Here is a 16,311-nt window from a genome sequence, read left to right as displayed (position 1 = left end):
TGTCGGTGGTGCGAAGGCCCGGGCCCGGGCGGGGCCCGGCCGGTGTCAGCGGGCGGTGGGCAGGGCGAGCTGCAGGGTGGTCTCGGCGTCCGGCTCGGCCGTCGGTGGCGTGGTGGTGGTCAGGGAGACCTCGGCGCCGTTCTGGCGCGTCCCCCAGCCCGTTCGGGCGCAGGTGGCGGCGCCGTACCAGCGCATGACGCGCAGCACCGTCCAGGCGCCGATCACGGCCAGCGGCATCAGCAGCCACGTCACCGCCCGGGCCCGCATGCGCTCGTCGGAGCGGACGACGCTGAGGTAGCGCAGGGCCTGCGCCCAGCCGATCAGAAACGGCACCACCAGGAAGGAGGCGGGCGGGGTGTGGCCGTAGCGCAGCGGCTCGACGACCAGCAGCCAGCCGATGACCACCGTCGACAAAGCGACTTGGAACCACCTGAGCAGGTGCGCCCAGTAGGCCCAGCCGGTCAGGGGCAGGTAGCGCATGCGCCACACCGACCGGATGGTGGAGCCGCGCATCCATCGCATGTACATGCGCAGGAAGTGCGAGGCCTTCTCCGGTAGCGCGGTGAACACCACGGCGGACGGCTGCTGGACCGTGCGGCCGCGCAGCAGTGCGTACAGGGTCAGCAGGGAGTCGTCGGAGAACATCACCGGACGGCCCAGGAAGGTCTCGCCCAGGTAGGAGTCGAGGTTGTCGCGCACCACCGGCGCCCGGTAGGCGGCGAGCGGGCCGGAGTTGACCAGGACGGCGCCCATCGCGGATAGCGCGGAGCGGTCGGTGAGCTGCCCGGTGGTGAACCACAGATCGGTCACCCTCGTCAGCAGGTTCGTGCGGTGGTTGGTGGCCAGGACGATCCCGGCGACCGACTGCACCCGCGCCTTCGCGAACGGCTTGAGCAGTTCCTCGAGGGCGTTGGGTGCCAGGCACGAGTCGGAGTCGACCGTGACGTAGACGTCCGCGTGCGGGGACACGGCGACGCCGGCGGCCTGGGCGTGGCGCTTGCCGCCGTTGGCCGTGCGCTGCCATGTGGTGGCGATGCCGGCCTCGCGGGCGTGGCGCAGCCACCAGCCGCGCACCTGGGCGTAGTCGCTCGAGGTCGAGCCGTCGTCGACGACGTGCACGGAGTCCGGGCGGCGCGTCTGGGTCAGGAACGACTCCAGCCCCAGGTACAGGTAGCCCTCGTCCTCGTTGTAGACGGGCAGCAGGACCGCGACGTGCAGCGCGTCGAGGCGGCGGCGGGCCCGGGCGGTGACCCGGCGGGGCCGCTCCAGGTGGTACATGAGCGTGCTGGCCAGCAGGATCAGGAAGGTGACGGTCCACACGGCGGCCAGGCGGCTGCCCGTGGCGTCGCCGTGGGTGGCGGCCTGCAGGCCGTGGTGGCCGGCCCACACCGCCGCGGCGACGAGCGTGATCGCCGCGGCGAGGACGGTGCCCGAGCGGTGCACCCGGGCGTCCAAGGGTGTGCGCTGGCCGGTCACTGCTGGCCCGCGCTCTTGCCGCGGCGGAAGCCCACTCGCAGCACGATCGCGCCGACCACCACCAGGCCGGCGGCCACGGCGAGCAGCCAGTAGCCGGTGACGACGGTGGTGCCGATGACGAGAGCTCCGGCGGTGCCGGTACGGGCGAGCTGGGCGTTGTCAGACACGAGAGTCGGTTTCCTGTTCGGTGATGTGAGTGGTGGTGGGCCCGGGCGGCTGTCCGCCCGGGCGGGTGGGTCGTGCTGTGGGGTCGGGGCGGCCGGCGCGGTGCCAGGGGCTGTGCCGGTCGCACAGCCACCCGGACACGTACAGGCGCGCCCTCGTGAGGGAGTGCCAGCCGGTCGGGACCTGGCAGGGCGGGACCGGCTGCCCGGACCGCCACGGGTAGGAGATGGGGGCCGGCCGCCCCGGGGCAGGGGGAGGCGGGGCGGCCGGCCCGGTCACTGCCCGCCCCCGTCGGGTGCGGCCGGGGCGGTACGCATGGCCGGGATACGTCGGCCGGGCAGGCCCAGCGACGCCACCGACACACGCGTGATCTGGAATGGCCGGCCGGGCAGGACGTCCCCGGCCTTCACGCCCTGCCGGTAGCCGACCGCCAGGGCGTGCACGGCCATCTCGACCAGGTCCTGCGGGCTGCGATCGATGTGCGCGCCGAGATCGGCCAGGTCGCGGCGCAGGCCCGACCGGCCGGCCAGGTCGACGACGAGCCGCCCACCCGGCTCCCGGCGCGGCAGCTGCGCCACCGGCTCACCGGGTGGCTCATCGCCCGGCGCACCGTCCGCTTCGCTTTCCGGTCGGTCGCCTGCCGTGACCTGCGGCGCACCCGGATCGTCCGGGCTCGTGGGAGGCTCATCGCCCGGCTCACCACCTGGCGCATCCTCGGCGTCCAGCAGGTCGAAGTCACGGCGGACGGTGTCCTTGGACACCTTCAGCCGCTTGGCGATCGCCCGCTGGCTCAAGCCCTCGACTCGCAACTGGCGCACCAGCTCGAGGCGGTCGGCGCGCGTCACTGCGCCACCCCGTCCGGCTCGTCGTCCTCGACATCCGCCACGCCGGGCTCGGCCGAGCAGATGCGGTACGGGTCGCAGCCGGGGCAGGGCCAGTCCACACAGTGCTGGAACCTTGCATGCCAGGCGCCGTGGCAGTCGCAGGCGCTGTCGTCTCCGGCCTCCGGCGAATTGGCGTACGGGTCATCGCCCTTGGCGTACTGGATGTCGCTCACCGGGCGCCGCCGATGTGCACGGGGCGTCCGTCGCGGATGATGGTCAGCGTGTGCGGGCCGGCCTCGAACCACAGCTCCATGAGCGGGTCGGGGTCGTCCTTGACGGCAAAGCAGCCGACCATGCCGTCGAGGAACTCGGTATCGGCGGGCAGGGTGTGGGCGAGCATCTGCATGCTCAGGAAGCCCTCGCTGATGCCGGCCGCGATGAGGTACGTCTCGCCGAACGCGGGCACCGTGCCGCCGGCCTCGTAGTGGACGTGGACCAGGTCGCCGGGGCGGGCCGGGTACCAGGGCGCGGAGGTGAGCGCGGTGTGGCCCTGCACGAGCGCGGAGATCTCGCCGTCGAGGTCCCGGCGCCGTTTGGCGTCCTCAGCACGCTCCAGGGGGCTGAGCTGCTCATCCGGGCGCGGGCGGCCGGGGCGGCCGTACAGGGCGGTATAGATCCGCTCGGCGAGCCCGGCCGGGGTGCCGGTCCACCGGTTGCAGGGCTCGCCCGGGCCGGGCAGCGCCTCGATGACGTCCACGGACAGGAACGCTGGCGTGGCGCCGGGGATCAGCTTCTGAAGGGTCTCGGTAATGATCTGCAGGCGCGGGTCATCGCGCCGCACGGTGGGACGCACGGTGGTACTCCAGAGAGGGTGGTTGGTGGCCGGGCGGGCGGCACGGTTGTCAGGTCACGGGCCGCCCGCCCGGGGATCAGGAGGTGCGTTCGCGCTGGGCTTTGAGGCGGCGCACGGTGGCGGGCAGGGCCTCGACCGGGACCGTGATGCGGTAGCCGGCGCCGACGATCTCCGCGGTCTGCGCGCGGGCGATCCGGCGGATCTCAGCCTGGTCCAGGCCGGGCAGTTCGCGGGCGAGGCTGTCGGCGAGGACCACGATGGCGGCCTCGACGACGATCCCGGTGCGGGGCATCTACTCCTCCGGTGTGCTGAGGCGGTGGCGGGTGGCTCGGGCCTGGCGGGCTCGGGCGTAGTCCTGGCGGACGTAGGCGGGGAACTGGCCCGGGATCGGGACGCACCAGCGCTCCGGCGGGCGCTTGCGGCGGTCGATCAGGTGGTCGGCGACGATCGCGACCGTGAACACGACCGCGATGCCGACGCCGTAGCAGCAGACCAGCAGCAGGATCACCACGGATGGTCCGTCCGCTCCTCGAAGCGGGCCAGAGCGATGTCGAGGTACACGGCCTCCGACCAGCGGCCGTCGGCCGGCGGTACCCAGGGCCGGGTCTCGTCGAGGCCGCGGCGGGCGTAGTGGCGGGCGGCGTCGGCAACCAGCTCCGGCGCGGCGAGCGCGTCGACGTCGAGCAGAGCGCAGTGCTCTTCGGCGTCGTGCGCGGACCAGCCGGTCACGTGCGACCAGGCCACCGTCAGCCCGTTTGCCCGAGCCGCGTCGGTCAGGGCCGGGGAACCGGCCGGCCACACGGCCCGTACGTACAGCTCCGGGGTGCCGGTGCGGCCGCGCCGTAACCCGGCCTCGAAGCAGGCCGGTTCCAGTGACACCGCGCGCAGCGCGGCGTGCACGGCGTCGGCGTAGGGCAGCTGCGGCAGGACCAGGATGCGGGTGGCTTCGCCCACGGACAGCTTCCTGTCCCGGGTGCTCTTCCCGATCAGGCCGGCGCGGGCCTCGTTGACGGCGGTCACTGCGCACCGCCGATCTCGCGGACGTGGACCAGGTGGCCCCGGCCCGAGAGTGACTTGCCATACACGACCTCGTCGTCCATGGGCAGCCCAGCCGTAGCCGACCGCATCGCGTAGATCAGGGCCGCGGGGTTGCCGTTCATGGACATCCACGACTGGCCGAAGACGCGATCCGCCCAGTCCTCGATGACGAACTGGTGGGGGCCGGGAACGGTCATGTGCAGCTCGGCGTCGACGGTGACGGGCTGCCTCGCCCGCGGGTGCGGGCTGAGGTGAGGGACGCTCATGCGGAGTCACCGCCCGCCTGCTGCTCGGCGAGCCGGGCGGCGATCCACTTGGCGGCCGCGGCGACCGTGCGGGCGGGCGTCGCCTCGTTCGTGATGCCCCAGTTGAGCCGGCCGTACTTGGCCGGGGTAGGCCAGGCGGCCGCCCGCCAGATCATGCCGCGGCGCTTGCCGCGGCCCTGAGTGATGACCCCGACGACATCGGCCTCCGTCACCCGGCTCACGCCCTTGCGGGTGACGACGAAGTCGAACGGCTCATCACTGGTGAGGCGGCCGAAGTCCAGCCACGGCTCACCCGGCCATAGCAGCAGACCGGCCATCGTGCGCGGCGGCTTCCCGTAGCCCTGAACGGCGTGCGCCCCGCGGGAGACGGAGGCGTTCTCGCCCTCGACGAGGAGGCCGGCATGGCAGGAGCGGCACACGATACGCACCGTGGTGCGCTCGTAGCGGTCGCCGTGGTCGCAGTCCTCGTTGCAGCACGCGTGGGCCTCGCCGCCATGTCGTCCGCGAAGCTCGCCGTCGTCGGTACGCACGTCCACCGACCAGGCAGGCCGCTTGCAGCCCTTCATGTGCTGGGGCGTGTCCCACCCCAGGTATGTCTCGAGGGCCGAGGTCACTGCTCACCGCCGGCCGTCTGGTCATCTCCGGCGTACTCAGCGGAGTATTCGTCCTGGTCGACAAGGACGAGGTCCTTGGCCTGATCCTCGATCGCGGCGAGCTCCCGCCCGGCCTCGACCAGCGCGCTAGAGACGCACTGCGGGGTGCAGTACCAGCGCGGGCCACCGTCGATGCCGGCGACCTCGATGCAGATCCAGCCGAACACGTCCGGGTCGGAGGCGTCCCAATCGTCGGCGGTGCCGCACCTGTCGGTGCTGCAGGTGGCGTGGTTGTCAGCCACCACCTGCGGGTCGAGGAGCGAGGCGAGCGCGGTGCGGTCCTCTCCACGGAGGATCAGGTCGGCGCGGCCGCCGTAGGACGACTGGCAGTGCACGGTGACGCGCCGGACGTCGACGGCGGACCTGAGGACGTCTGCAGTTCGATCCCAGGTGAGCGTCATGGGCAGGCCGTCGAGGGCGGTGGTGCCGCATTCGGCGGCCACCGCCACGGTGGACACCAGCAGCAGGTCATCGCCACGATGTCCCTCGCACAGCCGCATCACGGCCTGCAGACGACGGTGATCACCCGCCAGCTGGGCGAGCTGCGTGCGGGCTTCCTGCAGCTCGGCCCGCACGCCCTCGAAGTCCACGGCGGCTTCGGCGTAGGCCTGCTCGCGGGCGGCCGACTCGACGGCCTCGATACGGGCCGGGTCGAACAGGATCCCAGCAGCGCGCTCGGCCTCGGCGAGCTCGGCGCCGGTCGCGCCGCCCTCGCGCTCCATGGTCTTCTGCAGCACCGCGGCCGCCGCCTCGGTCACCGTCGCGGGCTGGTGGGCGGGCTCGGCCGGTCCGGCGGGTGCCGGCACCGCAAGGCCGAACGTCGCGAACGCGGCCTCGTGCAGGGGCCGCACCGCCGGGAAGGGCGCCTCGGGCGGCATCGCGCCGGGCGGGGTCTGAGAGTATGTGGTCACGGGTGATCCACTTCTGCCTAGGGTTTGGGTGTGGGTGTGCCGTAGGGGTCGCGTTCCGGGGTCGAGCCGGGCGCGGCCCCGTCTTCGTGTGGTCAGGCGGCCGCGGGCTGGGTAGCGGCCTCTTGCGCGCTGGCCTCGGCAGCGGGCGCGAGGATCGGGCGTAGCGACTCGATCAGTTGCTGCGGGATGCCGACCGTGTTCAGAGCTCGCTCGGCCTGAGCACGGGCGTCGGCGATCTCCGCCGGGCTGAGGATCCGCTGCCGTTCCTCGCGTGTCATGCGAGGCTCCCGGGCCTGTCGTCCGGTCGCGGCCTCGGCTCGAGGTCCTCCACGTCCAGGTCCAGAAGTGTGGCGAGCACGCTCCTGAGCCTGGGCCGTGGCACTTGCTTGCCTCGTTCGATTCGGCTGAGCGTCGACTGGCCCACAGGGACACCGTCCGCAGCGCACTTCTCGGCCAGATCCCGAAGAGTCATGCCGCGGCGAAGCCGTCCTTGCTTGACTGGGCTTCTTGCTTCAATGGGCATGAGACGCAACCTAACGACTTAGGACGCAAGAAGCAATAAGCGAGCAAGAAAAGTTGCCGCAACCTTGATGCTCGGGCGGGCGCAGCATTGCGCCCTCTTGCGTAAAGTTGCGTTTCACACACGGGCTTGCGGTGCGGAGGAATCGGGTAATGGAGCCGTCCGAACGGCTGGATCAGGCGATGAACGCGCGTCGCCTAGAGCTGCGCATGAACTGGCGTCAGGTCGCCGAGGCGGCGGGTATCTCGTACACGGCTCTTCGTGCCATTCGGCGCGGTGACTACCGTCCGACCGAGCTGACCGCCCAGGCGCTCGATATGGCCCTGCAGTGGCGTCCTGGAAGTGTGCACGCGGTCCTGGCCGGGGGTGATGCCGCGCCGGCGTCCGATCGCGGGGCTGCTCCGGTGAGCGAGATCTCTCCATCAGTCGAGGAGCAGGGTCTATCGGCTAGCGAAGCCCTGCGGCGCGTCATCCGGGCGTCCGCCCTGGAGTTGGGTGTCACGGTGGAAGCCTTCGCGCAGGCGGTCGAGCTGGCGCTGCGAGACCTGCAGGAGGTGAAGTCGTCCAAGATGGCTCGCGTCTCGCAAGATGTGACGCCGGCTCGTACCGATCTGTCGGACATGGTGCGAGAGGCGCGGCTGGCCGCCGGGCTGAGTTTGCAGGAGATTGCATCTCGCACCGCCAGTGCGCCCGGAGCTGTGGCGGGGCTCGAGGCCGACTGGCTGGACCGCCTCGAACGTGCGACGCTCGCGCCCGACGAGCTGCCTGAGTATCCGCAACTGGACGCCTTGGTGTACGCCCTGCACCTAGATCCGGCGCGCCTCCAGGAGGCGGCAGGCGTCCAGTTCATGAACGTCTACAGCCTGTGGAGCCGGGACGGACAGTCCAGGGCGCTAGGCGTCGGGCCCGTGAGCGCTGAGGATCGCGAGAAGCTCGAGGTCCTCATGCAGAAGTATCGGCGCGCGCCGCGGCAGTAACGGGGCGCTTGACCTGTCTTCCGGGCCGAGGTCCCGGTTTCCGCCACTGCAACTTGCCTGACTCTTCAACGTTTCGGATAACCCGTCTGGGCTAACCGTAGTTACACCGTGGCCAAAAGTAGTCGGTCGTGTGCATGATGACTCCTCCTCGCGTGGCAGCGAAACCGTTCGATTACGCGCGGCCTTCCCTTGTGTGGTGCGGCCGTGTGGCAGCTCAAGGAGGCTGTGTGTCTTACACGCCCCGTATGCACGTGCAGTATCGGCCGGCGCAGACTGGAGAGCTGGATCCGGGCTGCACGGTCAGCATGCGCTCCCGCCCTCGTGGCCGGGTGGACGTGCTGTTTTCGCCGCCCGAGATCGATGAGGACCTCACGGGACAGCTGACGCTGATATCTAGCCACCAAGTCGCCAGCGGGTCCTGGCGGCACGATGGACCTGGACTGCCGGATGGGCACTGGCTTTCGGTCACTCGGTGGGAACGCGTTCCTGCAGCGAGCCTGCCAACGGGATGGCTCGTAGCTGCAGTCGAGGAGGCTGGCAGCTGCATCTTCCTCGTCACCGAGGACAAGTGCACGCACAGGCTGCAGAACGACGTGAACGACATGCTCTACGCCCTGTCGTGCAAGGGGGTGTACCTGCAGTGCTGGTTCCGGTGTCCGCCAGCGCCACCTGGCGAGCTCCTCGACCCGACGCTGCAGCCGCCAGCGCCACTGGCCGTGCCGTAACGTTTTTGCCGCCCCCCGTCCGCCGGTAAGGCGGCAGCCTGGGGGCGGCTACGTCCTCGCCTTCTTGAGCGGCTTGAAGCCGGGCTCGCCGTAGAAGGACAGCGTGATGCGCCCGGGCTCGATGGCCCGCACACCTCGCGTGCGCGCCTTGAACAGGCGGATGGTGACCACCCGGCGCAGCACCGTGCGGCGCCGCGCGAGGGTCAGCGTGTTCCATGCCTCGTCGACGTCGGGCCGCGGCCGGCCGAGCATCCGGCCCAGCAGCGGCAGGTCCGGTGCCGGATCGGCCTCTGCCCGGGCCTTGTCGATCTGCGGCTGCAGGTCTGCCTCGAGGTCGGCGAGAGACTCGATCGACAGCTGCATGCCCCGGCCGTCGGCGCGCAGTGTCCGCGCCATACGGCGAGCGTTCGCCAGCTGCTCGTTGAGCGTCTTCAGCCGGATGCGGGCCTTGCGGCTCTTGTCGTCGTCACGGCCGCGGCGGAAGGCCTCGGCGGCCTGCTCGGACGCGAGCCAGGCGATGACCCCCTCCTCCACGTAGGCGTCCATGCGGGCCTCGGCGATGGAAGTGTCGAACTGAGTCGAGCAGCCGTAGGAGGGGATGCCGGCGTTCTTGTGCCAGCGCAGCGGCGGCTCGTCCGCGTGCTCACCGCACACCGCGATGTGCGTCTGCAGGTGCGCCAGGCCGGTGCCGGGGGAGGCGTTGCGGCCGGGGGTGTTAAGGACCTCCTGCACCTGCTGGAAGAGCTCGACGAACTCCTCCGCACTGGTGTCGTCGTCCGACAGCGGAGGCCAGATCGCCTTGCCCACGTCGACGCCGTTGTGCATGCGTCGGCCTATGTAGCCGCGGTTCCGCAGGGCCTCGCGCAGGTGGTACTCCTGGAACTCCTTGCCTCGGTGCGTCTTGATGCCCCGCGCCCGCAGGTCCATCAGGATGGAACGCAGCGACTCGAGCTCCGCCACGCGCCGGAACGTACTGATCCACAGCGAGGCTCGCTCGGGGTCGGGCACCTGGGCGACGAGGTCGCCTGTGTCGGGGTCGTAGCGGCGCCGGTAGCCGTCGAGCACGGTGCCGTGCGCACCGCCGCGCTTGGCGTTCTGGCGGGTGGTGCGCAGGTTCCGTTCACGGATGCTCTCGGCCTCGCCCTCGGCGTCGACCGCGTCCCGGGCGGTGGCCTTGCGGTCGGCGCTCTTGGTGAGGTCGTAGACCTGGCCGTTGTAGCAGAGCAGGACGTTGTTCTCCATGCACAGCCGGCGCAGCCGCACGTAGACCTCGAGATCCCTGTAGTAGCGGGAGGCCTCGAACGCGACGAGGATGCGACACTCGCCGTTCTCGATACCTTTGACCATCTCCTCGAAGTCATCGCGGGTCTTGCGCGCGTACGCGGACGCCGAGCGGTCGACGTCCTCGAAAGTGCCGGCGATGGGCCAGCCGTTGTCCTGGCACGTCGCGCGGCCCTCGTCCAGCTGAGACTTGACGCTGCGGCCCTTGCGCTTCGGGTCGCGAGAGGCACGGCCGTACAGGTAAGCGTTGAACTGCTCGCCTGGGTAGGCCAGGTGCAGGAACTCCGGTGCGATGGGCATGGGCAGACGGTACCCGACAAAGGTCCCTGCGTAAGGCCCTCGGACGAGGACCCGCAGACGTACGTGCGCGGCTTCCTGACGCAGCACGCGCAGACCATGGGGGAGCGGTTCGGGGGCCGCCCGGCCGTGGCGTTCGAAGTGTTCGCCAGATGACCTGACGAGAAGGATCGGCATCATGACGGGGGAGACCATGGCGGGAAAGAGCACGACGGGAAAGAGCACGACGGGGGAGACCACGACGGGCGGCGAGGAGCTCGCCGCCCGCTTCGAGGAGCACCGGGGACGGCTCAGGGCGGTGGCCCACCGCATGCTCGGTCTCACCGGCCGAGGCGGAGGACGCCGTCCAGGAGGCGTGGCTGAGGCTCAGCCGGGCCGGTGACGACGGCATCGGCAATCTGGGCGGCTGGCTCACCACGGTCACCGGCCGCATCTGCCTGGACCTGCTGCGCTCGCGCGCGGCACGCCGTGAGGACCCGATGGGCGACTCGGCGGACCTGCCGGCCGTGTTCGTCCCCGACCCGGTGCTGGGACCGCTGCCGGGCCCCGACCCGGCGGAGGCGGTCCTGCGGGACGACGCGGTGGGCCTGGCCCTGCTCGTGGTGCTGGAGAACCTGGCTCCGGACGAGCGGCTCGCGTTCGTGCTGCACGACCTGTTCGCCGTGCCCTTCGACGACATCGCCCCGATCGTGGAGCGCGCTCCGGCCGCGACCCGGCAGCTGGCGAGCCGGGCCCGCCGCCGGGTGCGCGGGGCCACGCCGGCGTCGCAACCGGACCTGGGGCGGCAGAAGGAGGTGCTCGACGCCTTCCTGGCGGCCTCACGCGCCGGGGACTTCGAGGCGCTGCTGGCGCTGCTGCACCCCGACGTGGTGCTGCGCGCCGACTCCGGCGCGCTGGTGCGCGGTGCGGCCGCCTCCAAGCTGGTGCGGGGCGCGAGGACGGTCGCGGAGCAGGCGCTGCTGTTCGCCCGCATCGCGCGGTCCGCGAAGCTGATGCTCGTCAACGGCGCGGTCGGGGTGGTCGACGCGCCCGGGGGCCGGCTGCGCTCGGTCATGGGCGTGACGATCGACGGCGGACGCATCACCGGCCTGTACGTCCTGGCCGACCCCGAGCGGCTGGAGCGCGTACGGCTGCCGGAGGACCCGGAGCCGGCAGACGAGCGGTGACCGGTCGTTTCGTATGCTGAACGGCATGCGAGATCCCCACGCCGCGCGAGCGGAACTGCGCGGCGACTGCGAGCGGTGCTTCGGGCTGTGCTGCGTCGCCCTGCCCTTCGCCGCCTCGGCCGACTTCGCCGTCGACAAGGCCGCGGGCACGCCCTGCCGCAACCTCGGCGAGGACCACCGCTGCGGCATCCACGCCCGGCTGCGGCAGACGGGATTCACCGGCTGCACGGTCTACGACTGCTTCGGCGCCGGGCAGCAGGTCTCGCAGATCACCTTCGGCGGGCGGGGGTGGCGGGCCGGGCCGCCCGAGCACGCCCGCCGCATGTTCGACGTGTTCCCGGTCGTCCGGCAGCTGCACGAACTGCTCTGGTACCTCACCGAGGCGCTCACCCTGCCCGCGGCCCGGCCGGTGCACCCCGAGGTGCGCAAGGCGCTGCGCAGGACCCGGGAACTGGCCGGCGGGAGTCCCGAGCAGCTCGCCGCGCTCGACGTGGCGGCCCACCGCCAGGAGGTCAACGTCCTGCTGCTGAGGACGAGCGAGCTGGCCCGCGCCGGGGTCAAGGGCCGCAGGAAGGACCGCCGGGGCGCGGACCTGATGGGCGCCCGCCTCAAGGGCGCCGATCTGCGCGGGGCCAGTCTGCGCGGCGCGTACCTCATCGCCGCCGACCTCACCGGGGCCGACCTCAGGGACGCCGACCTCATCGGGGCGGACCTGCGGGACGCCGACCTGACCGACGCCGATCTGACCGGGGCGTTCTTCCTCACCCAGCCGCAGCTGAACGCGGCCCGGGGGAGCGCCAAGACGCGGCTGCCCGGCTCAGTCACCCGCCCCGGGCACTGGGAGGCGCGGCGCTGAGACCCGCTCCGGCGCCGCCGCGGTGCGGCGCTGCGGACGCAGTCGCAGGCCCTCCGGCATCAGCGTCAGCCGTTCCGTCACCCGCAGCCGGTAGTCCGGCTCGGGCAGCAGCTCGTAGCGGCGCAGCAGCAGGCCCAGCACCAACGTGGCCTCGTGCAGGGCGAACTGGCGGCCGATGCACGCCCGGGCACCCGTCCCGAACGGCTTGAAGGTGTGCGGCGAGCGGGTCCGTACCGCCGCCGCCTCGAAGCGGTCCGGGTCGAAGCGGTCCGCGTCCGCGCCCCACACGTCGGGATCCCGGTGCAGCATGGGCGTCAGCACCAGCGCCCACGCCCCGCGCCGCATCGGGTGCTCCCCGGCCAGGACCGTGTCCTCGCGCGCCTCCCGCGCGAAGGCGGGCGCGGTGGGCCACAGCCGCAGCGACTCGTCCAGTACCCGGCGCAGGTAGCGCAGGCGCGCCACCTGGTCGTACGCGGGCTGCGCCGCGTCGCCCCAGACCCGGTCCACCTCGGCGCGGGCCCGGGCGGCGGCCCCCGGGTTCCGGGAGAGGTAGTGCAGGGCGAAGGAGAGCGCGCCGGAGGTCGTCTCGTGCCCGGCGACCAGGAAGGTGATGACCTGACGGCGGACGTTCTGCGGGGCGAGCCGTTCACCGGTCTGCGGATGCGCCGTGTCCAGCATGCGGTCGAGGAGGTCGCCGTCCCCCGGTCCGCCCGCCCGCCGGGCCCGGATCAGCTCGTCCACCGTGTGGTCGAGGTGGGCGATGTCGGCCGCGTTGCGGCGGCTCGCGCCGCGCAGCAGCAGGGGGGCCAGCGGGAAGGGCACGGTGTTGAGCCGCTGCGCGTAGGTCAGGGTGCCGACCATCGCGGTGACGAAGGGATGCGGCCGGGAGCGCTCGAACGAGCCGAAGTCGTGGCCGAAGCCGGTGCGCGCGATCGTCTCCAGCGTCAGCTTGGTCATGTCGCCCGGCACGTCCACGGTGCGGCCGGCCGCGGCCGCCCGGTCCCAGTGCTCCGTCAGCCGCCCGGCGACGGCCAGCATCATCGGGTGGTAGCCCGCCATCGCCTCGCGGGAGAACCCCGGGGCGAGCACGTCGTGCGCCAGCTGCCAGTTCGGCTCGTGGTTGTACGCCGTGAACAGCCCGTCCCCGGCGACCGGCCGCAGATTGGCGACCCCGAGCCCCACGTGCTTGGCGAACCGCGACTCGTCCGCGAGGTCGGCCGCGTGCCGGCCGCCCCAGACGAAGACGAACTCCTTGCCGAACGCCCGGCGCCGGAAGACCGGCCCGAGCCGGTGGGCGTAGCGCATCGAGTCCTGGATCGGGGTGCTCCGGTTCACGCCCAGCACGTCACCGAGCAGCGGGACGCGGTGCGGCGGGTGCGGTATGCGGTCCAGTTCCGGCCAGTCCAGCTCGGCACTGCGGAAACCCTTGGGCCGCCGTGCCCCTTCCGGCGCCTGAGGCATGACGCGATCTCCCTTGCTCCTGCGGCCTGTTCGCCCGTGTTGTACGCGAGTTCAACAGCGCGCCTCAGTCTGGTGCCGTTGTTGAACCGGCGTCAAGTAAAGTGCGGGCATGGCCGCGAACCAGGGCGGGCGCACGCGCCGCCGGCTCAGCACGCAGGAGCGCCGGGAGCAGCTTCTGGCGGTGGGGGCGCGGCTGTTCTCGGACAGCCCGTACGACGACGTGTGGATCGAGCAGGTGGCCGAGATCGCCGGGGTCTCGCGCGGGCTGCTGTACCACTACTTCCCGACCAAGCGGGACTTCTTCGCGGCGGTCGTCGAGCGGGAGAGCGAGCGCATGCTGCGGATGACCGCGGCGGTGCCGGGCCGGCCGGTGCGCGAGCAACTCACCGAGGGGCTCGACACGTTCCTGGAGTACGTGCGGGAGCACGCCCACGGGTACCGCGCCTTCCACCGCGCCGACGCGGCGGGTGACCAGGCGGTGCGGCGCGTCTACCGGCGGGCGCTGGCCGCGCAGGAGCGGCAGATCCTCGCCGCGCTCGCAGCCGACCCGGAGTTCGGGCCCGAGGTCGGCGTGCGGCCCGAGGTCCGCCTGGCCGTGCGCGGCTGGCTGGCCTTCACCACGGCGGTCTGCCTGGAGTGGCTGCGCGGCACGGAGGTGAGCCGGGACCAGGTGCGCGAGGTGTGCGCCCGCGCCCTGCTGGGTGTTCTCACCCCCTGACGATCCCACCGGGACGGGCGGACCTTGTTGGCTCACGCCCTGATCTCCGATAGGTTAGGTGAGCCTTACCTAAGGAGGTCTGGAATGGGTGACGACAGGCACAGCTGGACGGCCGCTCCCTCGGCGGCGGAGCGGGCCCGCTCGGTGCTCGCCGCCGCGTGGTCCTGCTCGGTGACCGCCGAGAGCACGCGCGAGGAGCTGGTCGGGGCGCACACGGTCACGGACGACGGCCGGGTGCTCGTGGAGGTGCCGGGGGACAGCGCCCTGCTCACCGCCGCGATCTGCGCGCCCCGCGGCGAGCCGTCCGCGGTGCTGGAGTTCGCCGACGTCGCCCCTGTCCCCGTACGCACCCGCGTCCGCGCCCGGTTGTGGCTCGCCGGCTGGTTCGCCGTGGAGGAGGGCCGCCTGGCCTTCACACCGACGCGGGTGGTGCTGCGCCGGACGTCCGGGGCGGTGGTCGTGGACCTCGGCGACTTCGCCGCCGCCGTGCCCGACCCGCTCACCACGGCCGAGGCCCGGCTACTGACCCATCTCGCCGACTGCCACGCCGACGCGGTCGAGCGCCTCACCCGTCTCGTCGAGCCCGACAGCCTGCACGGGGCGGTGCGCGTCCAGCCGCTCGCCGTCGACCGGCACGGGCTGACCCTGCGCATCGAGAGGGCCCGCACCCACGGCGACGTCCGGCTCGCCTTCCACGCGCCCGCCGACGACGTCGCGCAGCTCACCGAGCGGATGCACGTGCTGCTCGGGCAGGCCGCCGCCGCGTCCTGCCCGCGTGCCCTACAGCGGCAGCGCGCAGACGGCGACGGCTGAGGGGAACGGTTCCCCGGCCCGGCGCAGTCCGCCGTCCTCCTCGGCCACGTGGAAGACGGTCACGGTGGAGGACTTCTGGTTCGCCGCGAACAGCAGCGTGCCCTCGGGGGAGAGGGCGATCTGCCGCGGGAACTCCCCGCCCACCGGCACCGTGTCCAGCAGCCTCAGCCGGGCGCCGTCCCCCTCGACCGCGTAGCGCGTGAGGCTGTCGTCACCCCGGTTGGCGAGATAGGCGAACCGGCCGTTCGCCGTGACCAGCAGTTGCGCCGGGTAGCTGGTGCCCGGGCCGGTGCCGGTGGACTGCGCCTCGCCGACGCGCAGCCGCCCGGTGGCCGGGTCGTACGCGCACACGGCCACGGTGTTGTCCACCTCGTCGGCGAGGTAGGCGTACCGGCCGCCGGGGTGGAAGGTCAGATGCCGCGGGCCGGCGCCCGGCGGGGTCCGGGCCCGGGCGACCTCGGCGAGCGTGCCCGCCCGCTCGTCGAGCCGGTAGGTGTACACGGTGTCGGTGCCGAGGTCGACGGCGAGGACATGGCCGCCGTCCGGGCTCGTGACGATCTGGTGGGCGTGCGGGCCGTCCTGGCCGGGGCCGGGCGGCGGGCTCGCATGGGTCACCAGATCGGTGCGCTCACCGAGGGACCCCGACGGGTCGATCGGGTGGACGGCCACGCTGCCCGAGCCGTAGTTGGCGCTCAGCAGCCAGCGGCCCGAGGGGTGCACCGACAGATGGCAGGGGGCCGCGCCGCCGGTGCTCCGGCTGCCCAGGACCTTGTGGTCGGCCAGCCGGACGGCGGTCACGGCGCCGTCCTCCCGCTCGTTCACCGCGTACAGCGTGCGCCGGTCCGGATGGAGCGCCAAGTAGGACGGGTCGCCCACGTTCTCGACGGTGCCGTTGCCGGTGATCCGCCCGGTCGACGGGTCGTACGCCGCCAGGGCGATCCCCTTGCCGCCGCCCTCGGCGGAGGTGTACGTGCCGATCAGGAGCGGCCGGGGGCCGGAGGGGCGCCGGGCCTCCCGGGACGGGCTCGCGCTCGCGTCCCGGTCGCCGGCGTCCGCGGCCGGGGACCGCGCCCCGCCGTCACAGGACGGCAGGACCGCCGCGGCGGCCGCCCCCGCCAGCGCTCCGGCGAACCGGCGCCTGCTCCAGCCACCACTGCCCATGTCGCCCCTCGACTCGTCCGCCACCGCCGTCGCGAGAGCCACCCTCGCGCGGAACGCACGCCGGGTGCAACAACGCCGGGCGGCGCGGCTCGGGCAGGGCCTGGCCCGGACCCGGCAGGCCCGGATCGCCGCACGGCCACGCCGGCCACA

At 72.6% G+C, this 16,311-nt stretch carries 20 protein-coding genes and 2 pseudogenes; 6 read left to right on the top strand and 16 right to left on the bottom strand.

Annotation, left to right across the window (positions count from 1 at the left end; all coding sequences use genetic code 11):
- Positions 1-45: 45 nt before the first annotated feature.
- The 13 genes from ACH4C6_RS07505 to ACH4C6_RS07445 all read right to left on the bottom strand — a co-directional run bounded on the left by ACH4C6_RS07505 (position 46) and on the right by ACH4C6_RS07445 (position 6,709).
- Positions 46-1,476 carry a glycosyltransferase family 2 protein gene (locus ACH4C6_RS07505; RefSeq protein ID WP_398107566.1) on the bottom strand — a complete coding sequence of 477 codons (1,431 nt, stop codon included), beginning with the start codon at positions 1,474-1,476 and terminating at the stop codon, positions 46-48.
- Positions 1,473-1,643, bottom strand: a complete 171-nt coding sequence (locus ACH4C6_RS07500; RefSeq protein ID WP_398107565.1) for a hypothetical protein — start codon at positions 1,641-1,643, stop codon at positions 1,473-1,475. Before ACH4C6_RS07500 ends, ACH4C6_RS07505 begins: the two co-directional genes overlap by 4 nt.
- 273 nt (positions 1,644-1,916) lie before the next feature.
- Complete coding sequence (locus tag ACH4C6_RS07495) at positions 1,917-2,486, bottom strand: hypothetical protein (protein WP_398107564.1); 570 nt, start codon at positions 2,484-2,486, stop codon at positions 1,917-1,919.
- Positions 2,483-2,698, bottom strand: a complete 216-nt coding sequence (locus tag ACH4C6_RS07490) for a hypothetical protein (protein WP_398107563.1) — start codon at positions 2,696-2,698, stop codon at positions 2,483-2,485. Before ACH4C6_RS07490 ends, ACH4C6_RS07495 begins: the two co-directional genes overlap by 4 nt.
- Positions 2,695-3,318, bottom strand: a complete 624-nt coding sequence (locus ACH4C6_RS07485; protein WP_398107562.1) for a hypothetical protein — start codon at positions 3,316-3,318, stop codon at positions 2,695-2,697. Before ACH4C6_RS07485 ends, ACH4C6_RS07490 begins: the two co-directional genes overlap by 4 nt.
- Before the next feature lie 76 nt (positions 3,319-3,394).
- The gene (locus ACH4C6_RS07480; protein WP_398107561.1) at positions 3,395-3,610 is read right to left on the bottom strand and encodes a hypothetical protein; all 216 of its coding nucleotides are present in this window, start codon (positions 3,608-3,610) and stop codon (positions 3,395-3,397) included.
- Positions 3,611-3,829 carry a hypothetical protein gene (locus ACH4C6_RS07475; protein WP_398107560.1) on the bottom strand — a complete coding sequence of 73 codons (219 nt, stop codon included), beginning with the start codon at positions 3,827-3,829 and terminating at the stop codon, positions 3,611-3,613.
- A complete protein-coding gene (locus ACH4C6_RS07470) occupies positions 3,823-4,338 on the bottom strand; it encodes a hypothetical protein (protein WP_398107559.1) in 516 nt (171 codons plus the stop codon). The genes ACH4C6_RS07475 and ACH4C6_RS07470 overlap by 7 nt, the downstream gene beginning before the upstream one ends.
- Positions 4,335-4,622: a hypothetical protein gene (locus tag ACH4C6_RS07465; RefSeq protein ID WP_398107558.1), complete on the bottom strand. Its 288-nt coding sequence runs from the start codon at positions 4,620-4,622 to the stop codon at positions 4,335-4,337. Before ACH4C6_RS07465 ends, ACH4C6_RS07470 begins: the two co-directional genes overlap by 4 nt.
- Complete coding sequence (locus ACH4C6_RS07460) at positions 4,619-5,188, bottom strand: hypothetical protein (protein WP_398107557.1); 570 nt, start codon at positions 5,186-5,188, stop codon at positions 4,619-4,621. Before ACH4C6_RS07460 ends, ACH4C6_RS07465 begins: the two co-directional genes overlap by 4 nt.
- 44 nt (positions 5,189-5,232) lie before the next feature.
- Positions 5,233-6,186: a hypothetical protein gene (locus tag ACH4C6_RS07455; RefSeq protein ID WP_398107556.1), complete on the bottom strand. Its 954-nt coding sequence runs from the start codon at positions 6,184-6,186 to the stop codon at positions 5,233-5,235.
- Positions 6,187-6,278: 92 nt separating this feature from the next.
- Positions 6,279-6,464 (bottom strand): hypothetical protein, encoded by a 186-nt coding sequence (locus tag ACH4C6_RS07450; RefSeq protein ID WP_398107555.1) that lies wholly within the window; start codon positions 6,462-6,464, stop codon positions 6,279-6,281.
- Positions 6,461-6,709 carry a helix-turn-helix transcriptional regulator gene (locus tag ACH4C6_RS07445; RefSeq protein ID WP_398107554.1) on the bottom strand — a complete coding sequence of 83 codons (249 nt, stop codon included), beginning with the start codon at positions 6,707-6,709 and terminating at the stop codon, positions 6,461-6,463. The genes ACH4C6_RS07450 and ACH4C6_RS07445 overlap by 4 nt, the downstream gene beginning before the upstream one ends.
- Before the next feature lie 149 nt (positions 6,710-6,858).
- Between ACH4C6_RS07445 and ACH4C6_RS07440 the strand changes: the two genes are divergently transcribed.
- Entirely contained in the window at positions 6,859-7,683 is an 825-nt protein-coding gene (locus ACH4C6_RS07440) for a helix-turn-helix domain-containing protein (protein ID WP_398107553.1), read from the top strand.
- A 773-nt stretch (positions 7,684-8,456) separates the two neighbouring features.
- Here ACH4C6_RS07440 and ACH4C6_RS07435 read toward each other — a convergent pair.
- Positions 8,457-9,989, bottom strand: coding sequence for a recombinase family protein (locus tag ACH4C6_RS07435; RefSeq protein ID WP_398107552.1), 1,533 nt, complete (start codon positions 9,987-9,989; stop codon positions 8,457-8,459).
- Between the two features lie 39 nt (positions 9,990-10,028).
- On the opposite strand from ACH4C6_RS07435, the pseudogene ACH4C6_RS07430 reads away from it, so the two are divergent.
- The 3 genes and pseudogenes from ACH4C6_RS07430 to ACH4C6_RS07420 all read left to right on the top strand — a co-directional run.
- Positions 10,029-10,142: pseudogene (locus tag ACH4C6_RS07430) on the top strand (PIG-L family deacetylase); the annotation flags it as partial.
- Positions 10,143-10,179: 37 nt separating this feature from the next.
- A pseudogene (locus ACH4C6_RS07425) lies at positions 10,180-11,152 on the top strand (sigma-70 family RNA polymerase sigma factor).
- A gap of 13 nt (positions 11,153-11,165) precedes the next feature.
- Positions 11,166-12,008, top strand: coding sequence for a pentapeptide repeat-containing protein (locus ACH4C6_RS07420; protein ID WP_398107551.1), 843 nt, complete (start codon positions 11,166-11,168; stop codon positions 12,006-12,008).
- Here the strand turns inward: ACH4C6_RS07420 and ACH4C6_RS07415 are convergent.
- Positions 11,970-13,469: a cytochrome P450 gene (locus ACH4C6_RS07415; RefSeq protein WP_398107550.1), complete on the bottom strand. Its 1,500-nt coding sequence runs from the start codon at positions 13,467-13,469 to the stop codon at positions 11,970-11,972. The genes ACH4C6_RS07420 and ACH4C6_RS07415 overlap by 39 nt on opposite strands.
- 109 nt (positions 13,470-13,578) lie before the next feature.
- Here ACH4C6_RS07415 and ACH4C6_RS07410 point away from each other — a divergent pair, with 109 nt between their 5' ends.
- Complete coding sequence (locus ACH4C6_RS07410; protein ID WP_398107549.1) at positions 13,579-14,187, top strand: TetR/AcrR family transcriptional regulator; 609 nt, start codon at positions 13,579-13,581, stop codon at positions 14,185-14,187.
- 84 nt (positions 14,188-14,271) lie between these two features.
- Positions 14,272-15,000: a DUF2470 domain-containing protein gene (locus ACH4C6_RS07405; protein WP_398107548.1), complete on the top strand. Its 729-nt coding sequence runs from the start codon at positions 14,272-14,274 to the stop codon at positions 14,998-15,000.
- Here ACH4C6_RS07405 and ACH4C6_RS07400 read toward each other — a convergent pair.
- Entirely contained in the window at positions 14,968-16,161 is a 1,194-nt protein-coding gene (locus tag ACH4C6_RS07400) for a lactonase family protein (protein WP_398107935.1), read from the bottom strand. The two genes, ACH4C6_RS07405 and ACH4C6_RS07400, sit on opposite strands and share 33 nt — an antisense overlap.
- Positions 16,162-16,311: the final 150 nt, after the last annotated feature.

It is taken from the genome of Streptomyces sp. NPDC017943, from assembly GCF_044328425.1.
GTDB lineage: Bacteria > Actinomycetota > Actinomycetes > Streptomycetales > Streptomycetaceae > Streptomyces > Streptomyces djakartensis_A.
This window is presented reverse-complemented; position numbering and strand designations above follow the sequence as displayed.